This is a genomic window from Devosia sp. A369 (assembly GCF_054489345.1).
On sequence record NZ_JBTMWV010000004.1, the window covers coordinates 247,709 to 266,363 of the forward strand.

19 protein-coding genes are annotated in these 18,655 nt (G+C 63.0%); 8 read left to right on the plus strand and 11 right to left on the minus strand.

Going from position 1 to position 18,655, the window contains the following annotated elements; translation table 11 throughout:
- Positions 1 to 144 precede the first annotated feature (144 nt).
- Genes cysT through ACX3OZ_RS07820 form a run of 3 tightly spaced genes read left to right on the plus strand, consistent with a single transcriptional unit; the run spans position 145 to position 2,924 of the window.
- The gene (cysT, locus tag ACX3OZ_RS07810; RefSeq protein ID WP_459104223.1) at positions 145 to 1,008 is read left to right on the plus strand and encodes a sulfate ABC transporter permease subunit CysT; all 864 of its coding nucleotides are present in this window, start codon (positions 145 to 147) and stop codon (positions 1,006 to 1,008) included.
- Complete coding sequence (gene cysW, locus ACX3OZ_RS07815) at positions 992 to 1,870, plus strand: sulfate ABC transporter permease subunit CysW (protein WP_459096972.1); 879 nt, start codon at positions 992 to 994, stop codon at positions 1,868 to 1,870. The genes cysT and cysW overlap by 17 nt, the downstream gene beginning before the upstream one ends.
- Positions 1,871 to 1,886: 16 nt before the next feature.
- A complete protein-coding gene (locus ACX3OZ_RS07820) occupies positions 1,887 to 2,924 on the plus strand; it encodes a sulfate/molybdate ABC transporter ATP-binding protein (protein WP_459096971.1) in 1,038 nt (345 codons plus the stop codon).
- Positions 2,925 to 2,991: 67 nt separating this feature from the next.
- Here the strand turns inward: ACX3OZ_RS07820 and ACX3OZ_RS07825 are convergent, their stop codons facing one another.
- Positions 2,992 to 3,459 carry an Lrp/AsnC family transcriptional regulator gene (locus tag ACX3OZ_RS07825; RefSeq protein WP_459096970.1) on the minus strand — a complete coding sequence of 156 codons (468 nt, stop codon included), beginning with the start codon at positions 3,457 to 3,459 and terminating at the stop codon, positions 2,992 to 2,994.
- 116 nt (positions 3,460 to 3,575) lie between these two features.
- Here ACX3OZ_RS07825 and putA point away from each other — a divergent pair, with 116 nt between their 5' ends.
- The 4 genes from putA to ACX3OZ_RS07845 all read left to right on the plus strand — a co-directional run bounded on the left by putA (position 3,576) and on the right by ACX3OZ_RS07845 (position 9,262).
- On the plus strand, positions 3,576 to 6,971 hold the full coding sequence (putA, locus tag ACX3OZ_RS07830; RefSeq protein ID WP_459104224.1) for a bifunctional proline dehydrogenase/L-glutamate gamma-semialdehyde dehydrogenase PutA: 3,396 nt from the start codon (positions 3,576 to 3,578) through the stop codon (positions 6,969 to 6,971).
- Between the two features lie 63 nt (positions 6,972 to 7,034).
- The gene (locus ACX3OZ_RS07835) at positions 7,035 to 8,138 is read left to right on the plus strand and encodes a M24 family metallopeptidase (protein ID WP_459096968.1); all 1,104 of its coding nucleotides are present in this window, start codon (positions 7,035 to 7,037) and stop codon (positions 8,136 to 8,138) included.
- Complete coding sequence (locus ACX3OZ_RS07840) at positions 8,138 to 8,665, plus strand: GNAT family N-acetyltransferase (RefSeq protein WP_459096967.1); 528 nt, start codon at positions 8,138 to 8,140, stop codon at positions 8,663 to 8,665. Before ACX3OZ_RS07835 ends, ACX3OZ_RS07840 begins: the two co-directional genes overlap by 1 nt.
- Before the next feature lie 93 nt (positions 8,666 to 8,758).
- Complete coding sequence (locus ACX3OZ_RS07845; protein ID WP_459096966.1) at positions 8,759 to 9,262, plus strand: YidB family protein; 504 nt, start codon at positions 8,759 to 8,761, stop codon at positions 9,260 to 9,262.
- 49 nt (positions 9,263 to 9,311) lie between these two features.
- Here ACX3OZ_RS07845 and ACX3OZ_RS07850 read toward each other — a convergent pair whose 3' ends face one another.
- From ACX3OZ_RS07850 to ACX3OZ_RS07880, 7 genes are all read right to left on the minus strand, one after another.
- The gene (locus ACX3OZ_RS07850; protein WP_459096965.1) at positions 9,312 to 10,082 is read right to left on the minus strand and encodes a DeoR/GlpR family DNA-binding transcription regulator; all 771 of its coding nucleotides are present in this window, start codon (positions 10,080 to 10,082) and stop codon (positions 9,312 to 9,314) included.
- Between the two features lies 1 nt (position 10,083).
- A complete protein-coding gene (locus ACX3OZ_RS07855; protein WP_459104225.1) occupies positions 10,084 to 10,824 on the minus strand; it encodes a glycerophosphodiester phosphodiesterase family protein in 741 nt (246 codons plus the stop codon).
- Between the two features lie 28 nt (positions 10,825 to 10,852).
- Positions 10,853 to 11,893 (minus strand): sn-glycerol-3-phosphate ABC transporter ATP-binding protein UgpC, encoded by a 1,041-nt coding sequence (gene ugpC, locus ACX3OZ_RS07860; protein ID WP_459104226.1) that lies wholly within the window; start codon positions 11,891 to 11,893, stop codon positions 10,853 to 10,855.
- Between the two features lie 5 nt (positions 11,894 to 11,898).
- Positions 11,899 to 12,747 carry a sn-glycerol-3-phosphate ABC transporter permease UgpE gene (gene ugpE, locus ACX3OZ_RS07865; protein WP_459096962.1) on the minus strand — a complete coding sequence of 283 codons (849 nt, stop codon included), beginning with the start codon at positions 12,745 to 12,747 and terminating at the stop codon, positions 11,899 to 11,901.
- A gap of 14 nt (positions 12,748 to 12,761) precedes the next feature.
- Positions 12,762 to 13,646 carry a sn-glycerol-3-phosphate ABC transporter permease UgpA gene (ugpA, locus tag ACX3OZ_RS07870; RefSeq protein WP_459096961.1) on the minus strand — a complete coding sequence of 295 codons (885 nt, stop codon included), beginning with the start codon at positions 13,644 to 13,646 and terminating at the stop codon, positions 12,762 to 12,764.
- A 101-nt stretch (positions 13,647 to 13,747) separates the two neighbouring features.
- Positions 13,748 to 15,076, minus strand: coding sequence for a sn-glycerol-3-phosphate ABC transporter substrate-binding protein UgpB (gene ugpB / locus ACX3OZ_RS07875; RefSeq protein WP_459096960.1), 1,329 nt, complete (start codon positions 15,074 to 15,076; stop codon positions 13,748 to 13,750).
- A gap of 364 nt (positions 15,077 to 15,440) precedes the next feature.
- Positions 15,441 to 15,794, minus strand: coding sequence for a hypothetical protein (locus ACX3OZ_RS07880; protein ID WP_459104227.1), 354 nt, complete (start codon positions 15,792 to 15,794; stop codon positions 15,441 to 15,443).
- Between the two features lie 117 nt (positions 15,795 to 15,911).
- On the opposite strand from ACX3OZ_RS07880, the gene ACX3OZ_RS07885 reads away from it, so the two are divergent.
- Complete coding sequence (locus ACX3OZ_RS07885; protein WP_459096958.1) at positions 15,912 to 16,376, plus strand: SgcJ/EcaC family oxidoreductase; 465 nt, start codon at positions 15,912 to 15,914, stop codon at positions 16,374 to 16,376.
- A 19-nt stretch (positions 16,377 to 16,395) separates the two neighbouring features.
- On the opposite strand, the gene ACX3OZ_RS07890 is transcribed toward ACX3OZ_RS07885, so the two are convergent.
- The 3 genes from ACX3OZ_RS07890 to ACX3OZ_RS07900 all read right to left on the minus strand — a co-directional run bounded on the left by ACX3OZ_RS07890 (position 16,396) and on the right by ACX3OZ_RS07900 (position 18,555).
- Positions 16,396 to 16,881, minus strand: a complete 486-nt coding sequence (locus ACX3OZ_RS07890; protein ID WP_459096957.1) for a methyltransferase family protein — start codon at positions 16,879 to 16,881, stop codon at positions 16,396 to 16,398.
- A gap of 72 nt (positions 16,882 to 16,953) precedes the next feature.
- Positions 16,954 to 17,820: a MurR/RpiR family transcriptional regulator gene (locus tag ACX3OZ_RS07895; RefSeq protein ID WP_459096956.1), complete on the minus strand. Its 867-nt coding sequence runs from the start codon at positions 17,818 to 17,820 to the stop codon at positions 16,954 to 16,956.
- Between the two features lie 9 nt (positions 17,821 to 17,829).
- Positions 17,830 to 18,555 carry an HAD-IIA family hydrolase gene (locus ACX3OZ_RS07900; RefSeq protein WP_459097026.1) on the minus strand — a complete coding sequence of 242 codons (726 nt, stop codon included), beginning with the start codon at positions 18,553 to 18,555 and terminating at the stop codon, positions 17,830 to 17,832.
- Positions 18,556 to 18,655: the final 100 nt, after the last annotated feature.

The following is an 18,655-nucleotide window of genomic DNA, read 5'->3' on the forward strand; positions in this document are numbered from 1 at the left end:
AACAGAATATTTTTCTCTAAACCCCGCACCCAAACGCCACCGCTCGCCTTGAGAAACGCGACCAATCCACTAGGGTCAGCGCGAACCGGGTAGGGAGGTCGAGATGAACTATACCGCCAAGACTGCCGCCTTCCGGGCCGTCGCTTGAGCAGCGTTGGGAGCCCACGTCGTGGCGGATTTTTCCGCCAGCCCAGTGTCATTCCCGGCTTCGGGCTGACGCTTGGTTTCACGCTGAGCTATTTTTCGCTGATCATCCTCATTCCGCTGGTCGCCCTGGCGATCCGCTCGGCCGGGCTCGGCCCCGAAGGCTTCTGGAAAGCCGCCACCGATGCCCGCGTGCTCGGCGCACTCCGCGTCAGCTTCGTCAACGCGCTCATCGCCGCCGCCGTCAATGTGGTGTTCGGCACACTGATCGCCTGGGTGCTGGTGCGCTACCGCTTTCCCGGCCGTCGCATTTTCGATGCCATTGTCGATCTGCCCTTCGCCCTGCCCACCGCCGTCGCCGGCATCGCGCTGACCGCAATCTATGCGCCCAATGGCGCTATCGGTTCGCTATTCGCCCCGCTCGGCTGGCGCATCGCCTACACCCCCCTTGGCATCGTCATCGCCATGATTTTCATCGGCCTGCCCTTCGTCGTCCGCACCATCCAGCCCATCTTGGAAGAGGTCAGTCACGAGGTCGAAGAGGCCAGCGCCACCCTGGGCGCCAACCGCTTTCAGACCATTTCCCGGGTCATCCTGCCCAGCCTGATGCCCGCCATTCTCACCGGCTTCGCCCTGGCCTTCGCTCGCGCCGTCGGCGAATACGGCTCCGTCATCTTCATCGCCGGCAACATCCCCTTCGTCTCGGAAATCGCGCCGCTACTGATCGTCATCCGCCTCGAAGAAACCAATTATGCCGGCGCCGCTGCCATCGCCTCGGTGATGCTGATCATCTCTTTCCTGATGCTGTTCGCCATCAATCTCATTCAGGCCTGGAGCCGGCGGAGGTATGGTTATGGCAACTAAGCTGCGCGCCCGGACCAAGCGCCGCGTCTCCCCCACCAGCGAAAGCCGCGCTGTGCAGTGGCTGCTGATCGCCATCGCCTTTGCCTTTATGGGGGTGATGCTGCTGCTGCCGCTCTACGCCGTGTTCCACGAGGCGTTTCTCAAGGGCATTGGCGGGTTCTTGGCCGCATTGGGTGAAAAGGACGCCCAGGCCGCCATCCGCCTGACCCTGCTGGTCGCCGCCATCGCCGTGCCGCTGAATGTCGTGTTCGGGATCGCCGCCTCCTGGGCCATCGCCAAATTCGAGTTCAAGGGCAAGGCCTTCCTCATCACCCTGATCGACCTGCCGTTTTCGGTGTCGCCGGTGATTTCGGGGCTGGTCTATGTGCTGCTGTTCGGGGCAGGGAGCTTTCTCGGCCCCTTCCTCAAATCCTACGGCATCGAAATCCTCTTCGCCCTGCCGGGCATCGTCCTCGCCACCATTTTCGTCACCTTCCCCTTCGTCGCCCGCGAGCTGATCCCGCTGATGCAGGATCAGGGCACCGGCGACGAGGAAGCCGCCTTGTCATTGGGCGCCAATGGCTGGCAGACCTTCTGGCGCGTCACCCTGCCCAATATCAAATGGGGCCTGCTCTATGGCGTGTTGCTGTGCAATGCCCGCGCCATGGGCGAGTTCGGCGCCGTCGCCGTGGTTTCAGGCAAGATTCGCGGCCAGACCACCACCATGCCGCTGCAGGTGGAAATGCTTTACAATGAATATAACGCCACGGCGGCCTTCGCCCTGGCCTCCCTGCTGGCCATGCTGGCGCTGGTCACGCTGGTGTTGAAGTCGGCGCTGGAATGGCGTTTCGGCGAAGAAATCGCCGCCAGCGCCAATCACTGAATAGGATCAAGAGTCTATGGAAGTTCGCGTTCAAAATGTGCGCAAGGAATTCGACCGGTTCCCGGCGCTGCATGATGTGTCGCTCGATATTCATTCGGGCGAACTGATCGCGCTGCTCGGCCCCTCCGGCTCGGGCAAGACCACCTTGCTGCGCCTCATCGCTGGCCTCGAAATGCCCACCGCCGGCAAGATTTTCTTCGGCGATACCGACGCTTCGGAAAAGACCGTGCAGGAGCGCAATATCGGCTTCGTGTTCCAGCACTATGCCCTGTTCCGCCACATGACCATTCTCGACAATATCGCCTTTGGCCTAAAGGTCCGGCCGCGCTCCAGCCGTCCCCCATCCGGCGAAATCCGCCGCCGCGCCATGGAACTGCTCGATCTGGTCCAGCTCTCCGGTCTCGAAAAGCGCTATCCCAACCAGCTCTCCGGTGGTCAGCGCCAGCGCGTCGCCCTGGCGCGGGCTCTCGCCATCGAGCCGGCGGTGCTGCTGCTCGACGAACCCTTCGGCGCCCTCGACGCCCAGGTCCGCCGCGAGCTGCGCAAATGGCTGCGCGAAATCCATGACCGCACCGGCCACACCACCGTCTTCGTCACCCATGATCAGGAAGAAGCCCTCGAACTCTCCGACCGCCTCTGCGTCATGAGCCAGGGCCGCATCGAACAGGTCGGTTCCCCCGATACGGTTTACGACCACCCCACCTCGCCCTTCGTCTTCGGCTTTATCGGTGAATCCAGCGAACTGCCCGTTACGGTCGAAAACAACGAGCTCTGGGTCGGCGGTCGCGCCATCGGTATTCCCGCCGGCGATACCCCGGAGGGCGAGGCCCGGCTGTTCTTCCGCCCGCATGATATCGACCTGATCGAGGCCGACGCCTCGCTCGCCGGCGTGGTCAGCACCGCCCGTCGCGTTGGCGGCACCAGACGCGTCGAATTGGAAATCGGCGGCGAAGGCTACAAGGTCGAAATCGACCTGCCCTTCGATCATCCGGCCGGCGAAAAAACCCGCATCGCCTTCCGGCCGCGCCGCTGGACCCTGTTCCCGGCGGGTTGAGGCAGAAAACCGCAAGAAAACTGTCAGCATGCTGCAAGAAAACTGCCCCTTTCTGGCGGCAAGCTGACTATTCTTCGTCGCCCTTCACCGCCTCCATCGACACATGGGTGCTGGTATGGGCGACATGGGGCAGGGCGCTGATCCGCTCGCCCAGCACCTCGCGATAATCGGCGATATCCTTGGTCCGCACCTTGAGCAGATAGTCAAAACTCGAAGCAATCATATGGGCTTGCTCCACTTCGGGGATGGCCCGCACCGCCTGGTTGAACGCCGCCAGCGCCGCCTTGCGCGTATCGCTCAGCTTGACCTCGACAAATGCCACATGCGGCAATCCGAGCCGTTTTGGGTCCAAAACCGCCCGATAGCCCAGAATATACCCAGCCTTCTCCAGCCGCGAAATCCTTGATTGACAAGGGGTTTTGCTCAAATTCACCCGCCGGCTCAGCTCCGCCACGCTGATCCGTCCGTCGGCGGCCAGCTCCCGCAAGATATTGCGATCGATCTGGTCCAATGTCTCGTAGCTGACGGTTTTCATGGGCGAAGCTCCTGCCGAACGCCCGCAAGATAACGCCTCCCGCCACGAACTTCCACACAATCAGGCGAAACGCCTATCGCGTCTCTGGCACTCTCATCTCGTCTCAGGAGCTTCCAGTGTCCGCCATCATCACCGCCCGCCAGTCCCTCCGCGCCCACAACCTCGCCGACGAAACCCAGCTGGTTCAAGCACTTATCGCCGCCACCGGACTCTCCTCCGCCGACCGCGCGACGATCTCGGCGCAGGCCGAAACCCTGGTCACCACCGTCCGCAAGGGCAATCGCCTCGGCCTGATGGAGAGCTTCCTCGCCGAATATGGCCTCGCCACCGACGAAGGCGTCGCGCTGATGTCGCTGGCCGAAGCGCTGCTGCGCGTTCCCGATGCCGAAACCGTCGATGCGCTGATCCATGACAAGGTCGGCGGCTCCGATTGGGCCAGCCATTTCGGTAGCTCCGCCAATCAGTTAGTCAACTTCTCCTCCTGGGCCCTGAGCCTTACCGCCGACGTCCTAGGCGACCCGGAAGTCGGCCCAAAAAACGCTTTGCACCGCGCCATCGCCCGGCTGGGCGAGCCGGTCATCCGCACCGCCGTGGCCCAGGCCATGCGCCTGCTCGGCAGCCAATTCGTCTTCGGCCGCAACATCGACGAAGCCATCGTCAACGCCAAAAAGCCCGAGGCTCTGGGCTATTCCTACTCCTACGACATGCTCGGCGAAGCCGCCCGCACCAGCGCCGACGCCGCCCGCTACTTCGACGCCTACGCCGCCGCCATCGCCAGCCTGGCCCCCCATTGCACCGCCGCATCCGTGCGCGACAATCCCGGCATTTCCGTCAAACTTTCCGCGCTGCACCCGCGTTACGAGTTCGCGCAACGCCACCGCGTCATGGCCGAACTGGTTGAATTGACTCGCAAACTCGCTTTGGCCGCCAAGGCTGCCAATATGGGTTTCAACATCGACGCCGAAGAAGCCGACCGCCTCGATCTGTCGCTCGACATCATTGCCGCAGTCCTCGCCACGCCCGAACTCGCCGGCTGGGACGGCTTCGGCGTCGTCGTTCAGGCCTATGGCAAACGCGTGCTGCCGCTGATCGACTGGCTCGACGCCACCGCCAAATCGTTGGATCGCCGCATCATGGTCCGGCTGGTCAAGGGCGCCTATTGGGACGCCGAGATCAAGCGCGCGCAGGTGCTTGGCCTCGACGGCTACCCGGTGTTCACCCGCAAGGCCTCCACCGATATCAGCTACATCGCCGCGGCGAAAAAGCTGTTCGCCGCCAGTTCCATCTACGCCCAATTCGCCACCCACAACGCCCACACCGCCGCCGCCGTGCTGCATCTCGCCGCCGAGGCCGGGCGCTTCAATGACAGCTTTGAGTTCCAGCGCCTGCACGGCATGGGCGAGCGCCTGCATGAGGTGCTGCGCAGCAACCACGGCACCCGTACCCGCATCTATGCCCCGGTCGGCGCGCATAAGGATTTGCTGGCCTATCTGGTTCGCCGCCTCCTCGAAAACGGCGCAAACGGTTCATTTGTCTATCAAATCGCCGACGCCGACATTCCCGCCAGCGTGGTCGCCGAAGACCCGATCAGCAAAATTGAGGCCCTGGCCTCGATCCCCAGCTCCGCCATCCCCGCGCCTCTGGCCATCTTCGCCCCCCGCCTAAACTCCGCCGGCCTCGACCTCACCGACCCCGTCGCCTTCCCTGCCATGGACGCCGCCCGCAACGCCTTCCACACAACGCAATGGCACGCCACGCCCCTCTTCGGGGGAGCGGTCGACCCGCAGGGTCGGGTGAGGGGGCCTGCCACAGAACTGACCAACCCCGCCGAAGCCTCTGATATCCTTGGCTCGGTGGTCAGCGCCTCAACCCAGGATCTCACCATCGCCATCGCGGCCGCTACCACCTCCACCTGGTCCCAAACCCCAGCCGCCACACGCGCCAATCTCCTCCGAGCTACCGCCAACCTCTACGAGGCCAACGCCGCCGAGTTCTTCGCGCTGCTCGCCCGCGAAGCTGGTAAGTCTTGGGCCGACGCCGTTGCCGAATTGCGCGAAGCCGTTGATTTTCTGCGCTATTACGCCGAGCAAGCCGAGGCCCAGCCACTCGCGTCCCCCCGTGGCCCCTTCGCCGCCATCTCGCCGTGGAATTTTCCGCTGGCCATCTTTACCGGCCAGATTGCGGCTGCACTCGTCGCCGGCAATCCGGTGCTAGCCAAGCCCGCTCCGCAGACCCCGCTGATCGCCTTCCGCGCCGTGCAGCTGATGCACCAGGCCGGTATCCCCGCCGACGCCATCCAGCTGCTGCCGGGTGGCGGTGAAGTCGGCGCTGCCCTCTCGTCCAATCCCGCCATTGCCGGCGTCGTCTTCACCGGCTCGCTGCCGACCGCCCGCCGCATCGACCGCGCCATGGCCGCCAATCTCGCCCCCATGGCGCCGCTGATCGCCGAAACCGGCGGCCTCAACGCCATGGTGGTGGATTCGACCGCGCTGCCGGAACAGGCGGTGCGCGACATCCTCGCCTCCGCCTTCCAGTCCGCCGGCCAGCGCTGCTCGGCCCTACGCATCCTCTATGTGCAGGAGGACGCCGCCGAGCGCACGCTTGAGATGCTGAAGGGGGCAATGGACGAACTGACGCTGGGCAACCCCTGGGCGCTGGCCACCGATATCGGCCCGGTCATCGACGAAGCCGCACGGACAAAAATCCAAGCACATATCGATAGTTACGCGCGTTCGGGGAATCTGATTCATCGCTTGAAGACGCCGGAAACCGGCCATTTCGTCGCCCCGACCGTGCTGCGCGTCAGTGGCATCGAAGCCCTCAAGGAAGAAATCTTCGGCCCCGTTCTCCACGTCGCTACTTTCAAATCTGGCGAGCTTGATGCGGTGATCGCCGCCATCAATGCCGCGGGCTATGGCCTCACCTTTGGCCTCCATACCCGCATTTCCTCCCGCGTGCGCGCCCTCTCCAGCAGCGTCCGCGCCGGCAATATCTACGTCAATCGCAACCAGATCGGTGCGGTGGTGGGCTCGCAGCCCTTTGGCGGCGAAGGCCTCTCCGGCACAGGCCCCAAGGCAGGCGGCCCGCATTATCTGCCGCGCTTCACTCAGGCCCTACGCCCCGCCGAGACCGCTGCGTTGCCGCTCCCAGGTCCCACCGGCGAGAGCAACATCCTCCACACCGCCCCGCGCGGCCGCGTCCTCTGCCTTGGCCCCACCCCGGCCGATCAGCAGGCCCAGGCGATCATGGCCGCGACGCTCGGCAATACAGCCATCCTCGCCGAGCTCGACCTCGACACGCTCAGCCATTCCACCAGCTTCGAAGCGGTGGCCTATTTCGCCGCTGACAGCACGCTACGCGCCATCCGCATCGCCCTCAGCGCCCGCGATGGCGCCATCCTGCCGCTGCTGACGTCGGTGGACGAAGCCCCTCGGCTACTGCTCGAACGCCATGTCTGCATCGACACCACGGCCGCCGGCGGCAATGCCAGCCTGCTGGCTCAGGCGGGATAGTCCCTTGACGGCCTGCTCGCCAACGGCTGAAACACTGCCACCCCTATTGTCCCGGAGTCTCCCATGAATCCCGTCCTCACCACCCGCATGGCAGCGCTCCGCGCCCGCATGGCCGCCACCAAAACCGATCTGGTGGTCATCGGCCCCTCCAGCCACATGCTTTATCTGGCCGATCTGTCGCCGCATGGCGACGAGCGCCCGGTGTTGCTGATGGTCAGCCAGAGCTTTGCCGGCTTCCTGATGCCGGCGCTCAATGTCGACAGCGCCCGCCAGAACACCGATCTGCCCTTCTTCCCCTGGACCGATGCCGATGGCCCCCATGCCGCGCTGGTCCAGTTGCTCGATGCCACTGGCGTGCCGCGCATCAGCCCCTCCATCGTGCTCGACGAAACCATGCGCGCTGATTTTGCCCTGCTGGTGCTCGATGCACTTCCCGGCGCGCATCGCCGCTTCACCGACGACACGGTGGGTTATCTGCGCTCGCGCAAGGACGACGCCGAATATGATGCGCTCAAAAAGAGCGCCGTGCTCAATGACGCCGCCATGGCTGCCGGCTTTGCCGCCTTGCGCCCCGGCATCACCGAGCGCGAAGTGGCCACCGCCATCCGCGAGTTCTACAAGGCTAATGGCGCCACCACCGAGTTTTGTTCGGTCTGCTTCGGCCCCAATGGCGCCTTCCCGCATCACCACACCGGCGATACCCCGCTCAAGGCCGGCGATGCGGTGCTGATCGATACTGGCGCCCGCATCCATGGCTATCCGTCCGACATGACCCGCGTCGGCTATCTCGGCGCGGCCCCAGAGGGTTTTGGCCAGATCCATTCCATCCTTGATCGCGCCGTCGCCGCCGCCATCACAGCGTCCAAGCCCGGCGCCAAGGCCAGCGATATCGACAAGGCCGCCCGCGACGTCATCACCGCCGCCGGTTACGGTCCCAATTTCCTCCATCGCACCGGCCATGGCCTGGGCATCGATATCCACGAAACGCCCTACATCACCGCCACTTCCGAGACGGTGCTGGAAGAGGGCATGTGCTTCTCCATCGAGCCCGGCATTTACCTGCAGGGCCAGTTCGGCCTGCGCCTCGAAGAGATCGTCATCATCCGCAATGGGGTTGCCGAAATCCTCTCCGACATGCCGCGCGACGCCGTGGTCGGCGGCGTCTGATGGTTGCGCCGACGCTGCAGACCGAGCGGCTCATCCTGCGGGGTCACACCGCCGATGATCTTTCCGGCTGCAGCCGGCTTTGGGCCGATCCCGAGGTCACCCGCTTCATCGGCGGGCGGCCCAATACGCCCGAGGAAGTATGGCGGCGCATCCTTGCCTATGCTGGCCATTGGCAACTGCTGGGTTACGGATATTTCCTGGCCACCGACCGGCAGACAGGGGAGGTCGTCGGCGAATTCGGCCTCGCCAATTTCCAGCGCGAGATCGATCCGCCCTTTGGCGACACGCCGGAGGCCGGCTGGGCCATGCTGCCGCACTATCACGGCAGGGGCCTCGCGCGCGAAGCGCTGACGGCGCTGCTGGCCTGGGCCGACCCGTCGGTGCCCCGCTCGGTCTGCATGATCGACCCGGACAATGCCGCCTCGCTCCGTCTCGCTGCGGCGCTCGGCTATGTCGAATATGCTCGCACCAATTATAAGGGTGATGCGACGGTCCTGCTCGAGCGCCTCGCTTCGCGCGCCGACTGATCACAGCTGCGGCGGCGGGGAACTTTCACTCCCCAGCCTAGTTCTGTTCTCCATCATCTAAGGAGAACGACTATGGCTCGTGGAATGCCCTCAATGACTGCGCTTCTCGGTCTGCTGGCGGTTGCCGGCTATCAGAACCGCGACAAGATCGGTGAGTTCCTCCAGCGCCAGCAGGCCGGTCACACCGGCGTCGGTGATGGTTCGGCCCAGCCCGCCATGGGCAGTGGCCAGCCGGGCGGCAATGCCAACAATCTGGGCGGCGCGCTGGGCGATCTGTTCAGCGGCGATAGCAGCAATCCCAATTCGCTTGGCAATGTGATCAATGCCGGCCTCGGCAGCCTGCTCGAAACCTTCCGCGCCAACGGGCAGGGCGATGTCGCCGATTCCTGGGTCAAGGACGGTCCGGCCCGCCGCCTCGAGACCGATCAGCTGGCGCAGGCTATCGGCCCCGAGACGCTGGATGATTTGCAAAAGCAGACTGGCCTAACCCGCGACGAGCTGCTCTCGCGCCTGTCGCAAAACCTGCCCGATGCCGTCGACAAATTCACCCCGGATAGCCGTATCCCCAGCACCGAGGAAGCCTCGAAGCTGATCTAGCGCCCCGTGACAATGCTTCCTGCGGACTCAGTCTGCGGGAAGCGCTTTGCTAGCACAGCACGACGGTGACGCCGCTCTTGAGCAGGCTCTGTTCGGTGGCCGCCTGGGGCGGCATCGCGTCGGTCACGAAATAGCTGAATTCCGATAGCGAGGCCACGCGGACGGCGGCGGTGCGCATCCATTTGCTGGCATCGGCGGCCAGATAGCGCGTGCGCGAATTCTGCAGGATGGCTGTGGTGATCTGGGCGTCTTCATAGCTGAAATCGAGCGCCCCGCTGGTGGGGTGCAGCCCGCCGGCGCCGACCACGGCATGGGTGGCGTGGAATTTTTCAAAGTAGCGGATGGTTTCGGGGCCGACCACGTCGCGGTCATTGGCGCGCCACACGCCGCCGGCCAGATGCAGCTCGATGCCAGCCATCTCACCCAGGATCAGCGCCACCTCGATATTATTGGTCACCACCGTCAGCCCGACATGGAGGCGCAGCGCCTCAGCGGTGAAGCGCACGGTGGTGCCGATGCCCAGAAACACCGTCGAGCCATTGGGGATGTCTGCAGCGATGCGGGCGGCAATCCGGCGCTTGGCGTCGCTATGCAGGCCGGCGCGGGCATTGATCGGGGTATTTTGCGGCATCACCGGCAAATCGACCCCGCCATGCAGCCGCCGCGCCAGCCCCAGCGCGCAGAGCACATTGATATCGCGGCGAATGCTCTGCGTGGTCAGGCCGTATTCCTGCGCCAACAGGTCGATCTGCTGCGCCCCCCGCGCGCCGATGCGCGCCAGGATATCGTTCTGCCGGTGGGAGAGCTTGGGGGCCGACATCTTATTCCAGGAACAGGCGGGGATTGTCGGAAATGACGCCGCCCAGCCCGGCATCCCAGAAGGGAGCCATTTGTGCCGGATCGTTGCAGGTCCAGGTGCGGACGACGATGCCGCGCTCCCGCGCCCGGTCGAGCACGTTGAAGCTGAGCGCCCGGTAGTGCAGGTGGATGGCGGTGGCCGGAATGGCCGCGACGACATCCAGCCAGTCGGCGGGCAACTCGCTCCACAGCATGGCCAGCTCGTAAGACGGGTCGAGCTGGTGCATCGCCTTGAGGCATTCGGCATCAAAGCTCGAGATCATCACCCGCACGCTGGGCGGGCGATTGCGCAGGCAGTCATGCACCGTGCGCGTCAGCTGCTCGAGCGATTTGTGATGCTCGTGCTGCTTGATCTCCACATTGACGTTGATGCCCAGCTCGGCCAATGCATCCAGCACTTCGGGCAGGGGCGACAGCTTTTCGCCCCGGAATTCCGGGCCAAACCAGAGGCCGGCATCGAGCCCCGCCAGATCGGCGGCAACGATGTCGCCCAGCGAACCCTTGCCACTCGTGGTGCGGTCGAGCGTGACGTCATGGATCACCACTGGCGTGCCATCGGCGAGCAGGGCCACGTCGAGTTCGACCCAGGTAGCCCCCTGGTCGCGCGCCGCGCGAAAGGCGACGATGGTGTTTTCCGGGGCCACGGCAGAGGCGCCGCGATGAGCTTGAACTTCCTCGGTGCTGCGAGGGCGGCGTTCGGTCATTGTCTTATTCCCTGATGGCGCGCCCGTTTCAGTCGGTGCGGCGCCCGGTTTCACGATTGAACGGATGCAGGTCCGTCGAGTTGACATAGAGCGACGCCAAAGCGCCTTCGCGCGTTGCCGTACGCGCCGGCACGGCGGCGACGATCACCTGGCCACTGCCGTCCAGCCGCATATGCAGATGGGTCTCGCCGCCGATTGGTTCGTAGAGCTCCACCGTGGCATGCAGTGTGATATGCGGCTCTTCGGGTGGGGCCATATGGATGGTGTCGGGGCGGATGCCCACCAGATCCGTGCCAGCGGGCAGATTGAGTTCACCCTTGTCGCGCAGATAGTCGATATCGATCAAATTCATCGGCGGCGAGCCGATAAAGCCGGCGACGAACAGCGTCTCCGGCCGCTCATAGAGGGCCAGCGGCACGCCCACCTGCTCTATGCGGCCGCCATTCATCACCACCAGCCGGTCGGCCAGGGTCATGGCTTCGAGTTGGTCGTGGGTCACGTAAACGCTGGTGGTGGCGAGGCTCCGCTGTAGGCGCTTGATTTCGATGCGCATCTGCCCGCGCAGCTTGGCATCGAGATTGCTCAGCGGCTCGTCGAACAGGAAGGCCTTGGGCTGGCGGACGATGGCGCGGCCCATGGCGACACGCTGGCGCTGCCCACCCGACAATTGCCGCGGACGGCGGTCGAGAAAGGCGTCGATTTCCAGAATCCGCGCGGCTTCGTTGACGCGGCGGTCGATTTCGTCGCGCGGGGTGCCGCGGTTCTTGAGCCCATATTCCAGATTGCCGCGCACCGTCATATGCGGATAGAGCGCATAATTCTGGAACACCATCGCAATGTCGCGCTCGGCCGGCTCCTTGTTGTTGACCACCGCACCATCGATGGAAATCGTGCCTTCGGTGATGGTTTCGAGGCCGGCGATCATCCGCAGCAGGGTGGACTTGCCGCAGCCCGACGGCCCCACCAGCACGACCAATTCCCCATCGGGGATGGTCAGGTCGACGCCGTGGATCGCGGTGACGGCGCCGGCATAGACCTTCTTGACGCCTTTGATGTCGATGCTTGCCATTGTTATTATTTCTCCGTTTCCACAAGGCCTTTGACGAACAGGCGCTGCATCGAGATGACGACGAGTACGGGGGGCAGCATGGCCAGGATGACGGCCGACATCACCAGATGCCAAAGCGGCTCGGAGTCGGCACTGGCGGCCAGGCGCTTGATGCCCATGACGATGGTGTAATAGCGGCTGTCGGTGGTCACCAGCAGCGGCCACATATACTGCACCCACCCGAAGATGAAGAGGATGACGAACAGCGCCGCGATATTGGTGCGGCTCAGTGGCAGCAGGATATCGCGGAAGAACTTGATCGGTCCGGCACCATCCACCCGCGCGGCCTCCATCAGCTCTTCCGGAATGGTCAGGAAAAACTGGCGGAACAGGAAGGTCGCCGTGGCCGAGGCAATCAGCGGCAGGGTCAGGCCCAGATAGGAATTGAGCATCCCAAGATCCGCCACCACCTTGAAGGTGGGGATGATGCGCACTTCGACCGGCAACATCAGCGTGATGAAGATGACCCAGAACGCCAGCAGGCGGAACGGGAACTTGAAATAGACGATGGCATAGGCCGACAGCAGCGAGATGGCGATCTTGCCCACGGCGATGGTCACCGCCATGATCAGCGAGTTCATCATCATCACCCAGATCGGCGGCGCGCCGGAACTGGTGAGGCCTTCATTCCAGATGGTGCTGTAGTTTTCGACCATATGCGGTCCAGGCAGCAGCGGCACGACGCCGCTGACGAATTCACCCGGACCATGGGTAGAGGCGATGAACGCCAGATAAACCGGAAACACCACGATAACCACACCGATGATCAGCACCAGGTGGGTGAGGAAATCCAGGAAGGGTCTGTTTTCAACCATGTTGTGTCAGCCCCTTAATACTGTACGCGGCGTTCGACGAAGCGGAACTGCACGACGGTGAGCGCGATGACGATCATCATCAAAATCACCGATTGGGCCGCCGACGAGCCGATGTTCAAATTCAGCACGCCGTCGGTATAGACCTTGTAGACCAGGATATTGGTCGCCTGGGCCGGACCGCCCATGGTGGTCGCGTCGACGATGCCGAACGTGTCGAACATGGCGTAGTTGATGTTGATGATCAGCAGGAAGAACGTCGTGGGCGAGATCAGCGGGAAGACGATGGTCCAGAACCGCTTGAACGGGCCAGCGCCATCAATGGCAGCGGCCTCATTGAGTGATTGCGGCACCGATTGCAGCCCGGCCACGAAGAACAGGAAATTGTAGGAAATCTGCTTCCAGGCCGCAGCGATGATGATGAGGATCATCGCCTGGTTGCCCTCGATACGATGGTTCCAGGCAATGCCCATGCCGCGCAGGATATAGGGCGCGATGCCAATGGACGGGTTGAAGATGAACCACCACAGAATGCCCACCACCACCGGCGCAACCGCATAGGGCCAGACCAACAGGGTGGTGTAGATTTTGCCCGAGCGCAGCAGCCGATTGACCGCGACGGCCATCAGCAGGGAGACCGCCATCGCCAGAATGGTCACCGACAGGGCAAACAGGGCGGTGCGGCCGAGCGAGCCGAGATAGTTCGGATCGGCGAAAATCTTCCGGTAGTTTTCCAACCAGATGAAGGTGGTCTTGAAACCGAAAGGGTCTTCGCGCTCGAACGAGGACTTAACGGCCTGCAATGCGGGCCAGATGAAAAAGATCAGCGTGACCGTCAATTGCGGCGCCAACAGCGCATAGGGCAGCAGCTTGTTGGGAAATACGGTGCGTTTGGTCTGCATGGGTCCTCGCACGGGCTACTGACGGAAAGCCGCAATGGGCCATCCGCCAGCTTAGCGCATGGAAAACGGGGCCGGATTTATCCGGCCCCGACTAAAGTTCGTTACTGATTGGTCGTTTCGAATTCGCGCAAGATCTCGTTGCCACGGGAAACGGCTGAGTCCAGAGCTTCCTGGGCCGTCTTGTTACCAGCGAGCAGCGCTTCGAATTCCTCATCAACCACGGTACGAGCCTGGCTCAGATTGCCAAAGCGGACGCCCTTGGAGTTGGCGGTCGGGGTGCCACGGGTGATCTGCTTGATCGCCACGTCCGAACCCGGGTTGGCTTCGTAATAGCCCTGCTCAACGCCCAGATCATAGGCAGCGTTGGTGATCGGCAGGTAGCCAGTGAACTGGTGCCAATCGGCCTGAACTTCAGGCTGGCTGAGATAGGTGAAGAACTCAGCAACGCCCTTATAGACCTCGGCATCCTTGCCGTTGAGCACCCACAGGGTGGCGCCGCCGATGATCGAATTCTTCGGATCGGTGGTCACGTCGTCATAATAGGGCAGGGGCGCAAAGCCGACTTCGAAGTCCTTCGAGTTGGCGATCACGCCAGCGCGCGAGCCCGACGAGTTCATGTAGATGGCGCATTCGCCCGAGTAGAATTTCGGTGCGGCATCAGGACCGCCGACCGGGCCACCATACTGGTAGAGACCTTCGTCCGACCACTTCTTGAGGTTTTCCCAATGCTTGACCTGGACCGGGCCGTTGAAAGTGAATTCGGTGGCCAGGCCGCCGAAGCCATTCTCCAGCGTGCCATAGGGCTGGTCGTGGATGGCCGACAGGTTTTCCAGTTGGATCCAGGAGATCCAGGCACTGCTCAACCCGCAATTGGCGGCGCCGGAATCGACGATCTGGTTCATGAAAGTTTCGACTTCGGCCCAGGTCTTGGGCGCGACATTGGGGTCAAGGCCGGCTTTTTCGAAGGCGGTCTTGTTGTAGTACATGATCGGGGTGGACGAGTTGAACGGCAGCGACAGGATGTTGCCGTCTGTGTCCGAATAATAGCCCACGACGGGGGCGAGAAATGCGGTCGGATCCCATGGCTGACCGTTTTCGGTCATCAGTTCGTAAACCGGCTTCACGGCGCCCTTGGCTGCCATCATGGTGCCGGTGCCGACTTCAAAAACCTGCACGATGGCGGGCTGCTCATTGGCGCGGAACGCTGCGATCGCGGCGGTCAGGGTTTCGGGATAGGTGCCCTTATAGGTGGTCACGATCTTGTAGTCTGGCTGGCTGGCGTTGAAGCCTTGAGCGATCGATTCCAGCTTCTTGCCCAGTTCGGCATCCAGTGCGTGCCACCAGGAAATTTCGGTCTGCGCGGTGGCGTGGGGTGCGGAAGCAAGAGCGGCGATCACGCCGGCCGTCATCAGCAGCGCTAGTTTCTTCATGGGGTGGTTCCTCCTGTTATTAAGCAAAGGATCTCCGTCCTCGCGTGCCAAGTCGTAGCAACGCGATGTTCATTTGGCAAAGGGAGATGTTCAAGTGAACGTTGGAGCGGCGTTATTCGCCGCGACGAGACCCTTAGGGTGTTCATATGAAGGTCGTGTGACGGGCCGATTGCTGGGCGGTCATACAGCAGACGCGGGCGTGCAATCGCCGCCATAGGCCGCGACGGATGCCGGCGATGTCAGGAAGAACGCCCCACGCGCGTGCCAACGGCGTCCCGCGATCCGTTGGATCGAGCAGGACGTCGGCCGATTGCTGGGAAGAACTGCCGGCCCGGTGGTAACCCCGCCGGGCCGGCAGCGCTATCTAAGCTGCTTTTTTGAAGGCGGCCGGCAGTGGCCATTGCCACACCCGGAAAGGCGCTGGCGCGCGGTCTGCGTCGCCGTCGATCTGCGCTTTGGAGAGACCGAACATGCAGCGCCAGCCATCGTCCGAAATCCGAAAGTCATTGCGCTTCGGATCGGTCTGGGACGGCACGACAGCGGCCAGGCCAAGCCCGAGCAACGCGTCGAGATGGGCCCGGCCAAAGCCAGGATTGGCGTCGCTATGCGCCGGTATTTGCTTGTGTTTCGACAGCGCCAGTAGGGCCGCGCGTTCATATATGTTCAGAATATAGGGCTTGCTCATGATGGACGAAGTGTCACCGGACGAAGTTAACAAGGTGTTTCTTCCAGGCCCCCGATTCGCATTAAGCGACCCGGAGCGCGATTTAACCGCGATCTCGACCGCCGAAGCCGCTAAGTTCCCAGTGATTGACGATCACGAGAAGAGGCCAGCTTGAACTACAGCCCACTCAACGAACAGGAAAGCATCGCGCGCGTTTTCGTCGAGGCCTGGGGGCAGCGAGACGCGGATAAGTTGGCATCGCTGTTCGACGACGACGCTGAATTCGTCAACGTCACCGGACTGTGGTGGCATGATCGCGCGGCGATCCGGAAGGCACATGCCTATGGCTTCGAGCATATTTTCGATGCGTCGACGCTGCGGCTGGTGGAATTGAAGGTGAAGTCGCTGACCGACGCTATCGCGGTGGTGCATGCAAGGGTCCGCCTCGAGGGCCAGACCGCCACGCCGGAGGGTGCCCGGCCTGCTGTGCGCCACACCATTTTGTCGTTTGTCGTCCATCGGCGCGACGACGGCTGGAGCTGCGCTTCCGCGCAGAACACCGATATCGTGCCCCACATGGAAACCAATCTGGTGGAACCCGACGGAACGTTCCGCTCCGTCAGCTATCGCAGCTGATCATCCAGCTCGGCGCTCACTAGATCCACCGGCGGGTCCGGCTCATGAAGTCGCGATAGGGCTGACCAAACTTGGCCGTCAGATAGGTTTCTTCGCGAGTGACGACGCCATAATGCAGCAGCACCAGCAATACCGGCACCAGGATTATTCCCCAATCGAGCGAAAAGGTCAGGCTCAACCCGGCAAGGATCATGGCGAAGCCAAGATACATCGGGTTGCGGGTGAAGCGATAAGGCCCTGATGTCGCCAGCTTGAGGCTGGGTTGGTGCGGGGAGGGATTGGTGCCCACCTTGGTAAAAGTTCGGATGGCCGATACGCCAAGCGCGAGTGCGACAACGAGGAGCACCACCCCCAGATAAAGCGCCCAACTCGCCCCCGACATTGGCGGCAGGAACTGCAACGTGCCGGTGAATTCCATGCCGATGGCGATGGCCAGCGCGATCAGCAGAATGAACGGCGGTAGCATGATGACGTCTGGATGGTCGTCGTTGCGCGTGACTGACATTTGCTGTGCTCCCAATCGGGTTCATTGCGCATCTATCAGCATACACCCATGCAATAGCCGATCATAGCAGCGCTACACCCGCTTGCTGGCGAGCACTTCGAAGGTGCTGTTGATGGTGGCGACGGAGCGGTCGTAGTCGGTGAGGGCGAGGCAAGCGATCAGCGTGTCGATGATCGCCAACTGGGCAATGCGGCTGGTCATAGCCTCGGTGCGGAACTGGGTTTCGCGGGCGAGGGTGTTCAGCACGATATCGCTATGGGCCAGCAGCGGCGATTTGCCGAAATTGGTGATGGCGATGGTCGTGGCGCCGGCCTCTTTGGCGAGCCGGGTTGCGGTGAGGGTTTCGACCGTGCTGCCGGAGTGGGAAATGGTCAGCACGGCAACATCGGGGCCGGCGAGAGACGCGGTGATAGCCTGGACGTGACTGTCGACGGCGGCCCGTGAATTGATGCCGATGCGCAGCAGGCGATAATTGGCGTCTTCGGCGATCGGGGCGGCGCTGCCGATGCCGAAAACTTCCACGCGTTTTGCCTGACGGATGGCCTGCACGGCGCGTTCAAGCGCAACTGCGTCGAGCGCTTTGCGGGTGTCGTCGAGCGCCTGCATGTCAGACTGGAAAATTTTGTCGATCACGGTCGCAGCCGAGTCACCCCGCGCCAGGTCTTCATGGATGAACTGGATGGGCTGGACCAGATCGCGCGCCAGCGACAGCTTGACCTCCTGGAAGCCGCGGGCGCCCAATTGTTGGCACAGCCCAATCACGCTGCCCTCGCTGACATTGGCGCCCTCAGCCACTTCAGTGACGGACATATGCACCACATCCTGCGCGTTGGCCTCGATGAAATCGGCGATGCGCCTTGCAGCGGGGGGCAGGCCGGACTTCAGCGCCGCCAGGCGATCCAGCACGCCGCTGAGCGATGGTTCGGAGTTTCGGCTCATGGTCAGATCCTAGACAGCTATTCTCAACGGAACGTCGAAGCCGGAGCGGATATCGCCGTTGCGCACCTGCACAAACGCCATGCCCAGCCGCCGCGCACCCTCGCCATCAGTGTCAGCATTATCGCCGATCATGATGGCCTCGCGTGGCGCAATACCGAGGCGCCGGCACGCCGCCTCGAACAGCAGCGGTTCGGGTTTGCCGACACAGATATGGCGGGTCACGCCGGCTGCGGCCATGACGGCAGCGGCCAAAGCGCCAGCCTCGGGGACTGGCTGGCCATGGCTGCCGGGGTGACTGCGATCGGGGCACGCTACATAGAGCGTGGCGCCGCCGGCCAAGGCTTCGGCAGCGCGGGCCAGTCGGGCATAGCTGAAGCGCCGGTCGCGCGCCACCAGCACCACATCATAGGTTGTGCCGTCCACATCCAGTCCCTGCCGCTTGGCGTAGTTCCGCAAGGCCTGGCTACCGAGCAGCAGCAGGCTTGCGCCCGGCTGGTTGCGGGCAATCAGGTCAATGGCCGAAGTCCCGGCCAGCACGATACGATCGGGCTGCACCGGCAGGCCCATGCGGCGCAAATGCCGGCACAGCAGTTCGGGCGTGTGCTCGCTATTGTTGGAGACCAGCATGTAGCGGTCGGCGGCCTGCGCCAGCAGCCAGCGCGCATCCGGCAGCACCAGATTGCCGCTGATCAGGGTTCCATCGAGGTCCACCAGATAGCCGGCGGCGCGCGTCATAAGCTGCAAATCAGCCTCCTTGTCGATCGCTTTAGGGTGTTGAGTTTTCCTCAATTTGTCAAACATCATTAAATGAGCATGTTTCATTTTACTGTCACAT

Excerpts from the sequence above, each read along its gene's own strand:
- cysW (WP_459096972.1), top strand. The coding sequence starts at position 992 with ATGGTTATGGCAACTAAGCTGCGCGCCCGGACCAAGCGCCGCGTCTCC.
- ACX3OZ_RS07820 (WP_459096971.1), top strand. The coding sequence starts at position 1,887 with ATGGAAGTTCGCGTTCAAAATGTGCGCAAGGAATTCGACCGGTTCCCG.
- ACX3OZ_RS07825 (WP_459096970.1), bottom strand. The coding sequence starts at position 3,459 with ATGAAAACCGTCAGCTACGAGACATTGGACCAGATCGATCGCAATATC.
- ACX3OZ_RS07835 (WP_459096968.1), top strand. The coding sequence starts at position 7,035 with ATGAATCCCGTCCTCACCACCCGCATGGCAGCGCTCCGCGCCCGCATG.
- ACX3OZ_RS07840 (WP_459096967.1), top strand. The coding sequence starts at position 8,138 with ATGGTTGCGCCGACGCTGCAGACCGAGCGGCTCATCCTGCGGGGTCAC.
- ACX3OZ_RS07845 (WP_459096966.1), top strand. The coding sequence starts at position 8,759 with ATGACTGCGCTTCTCGGTCTGCTGGCGGTTGCCGGCTATCAGAACCGC.
- ACX3OZ_RS07850 (WP_459096965.1), bottom strand. The coding sequence starts at position 10,082 with ATGTCGGCCCCCAAGCTCTCCCACCGGCAGAACGATATCCTGGCGCGC.
- ACX3OZ_RS07855 (WP_459104225.1), bottom strand. The coding sequence starts at position 10,824 with ATGACCGAACGCCGCCCTCGCAGCACCGAGGAAGTTCAAGCTCATCGC.
- ugpC (WP_459104226.1), bottom strand. The coding sequence starts at position 11,893 with ATGGCAAGCATCGACATCAAAGGCGTCAAGAAGGTCTATGCCGGCGCC.
- ugpE (WP_459096962.1), bottom strand. The coding sequence starts at position 12,747 with ATGGTTGAAAACAGACCCTTCCTGGATTTCCTCACCCACCTGGTGCTG.
- ugpA (WP_459096961.1), bottom strand. The coding sequence starts at position 13,646 with ATGCAGACCAAACGCACCGTATTTCCCAACAAGCTGCTGCCCTATGCG.
- ugpB (WP_459096960.1), bottom strand. The coding sequence starts at position 15,076 with ATGAAGAAACTAGCGCTGCTGATGACGGCCGGCGTGATCGCCGCTCTT.
- ACX3OZ_RS07890 (WP_459096957.1), bottom strand. The coding sequence starts at position 16,881 with ATGTCAGTCACGCGCAACGACGACCATCCAGACGTCATCATGCTACCG.
- ACX3OZ_RS07895 (WP_459096956.1), bottom strand. The coding sequence starts at position 17,820 with ATGAGCCGAAACTCCGAACCATCGCTCAGCGGCGTGCTGGATCGCCTG.
- ACX3OZ_RS07900 (WP_459097026.1), bottom strand. The coding sequence starts at position 18,555 with ATGACGCGCGCCGCCGGCTATCTGGTGGACCTCGATGGAACCCTGATC.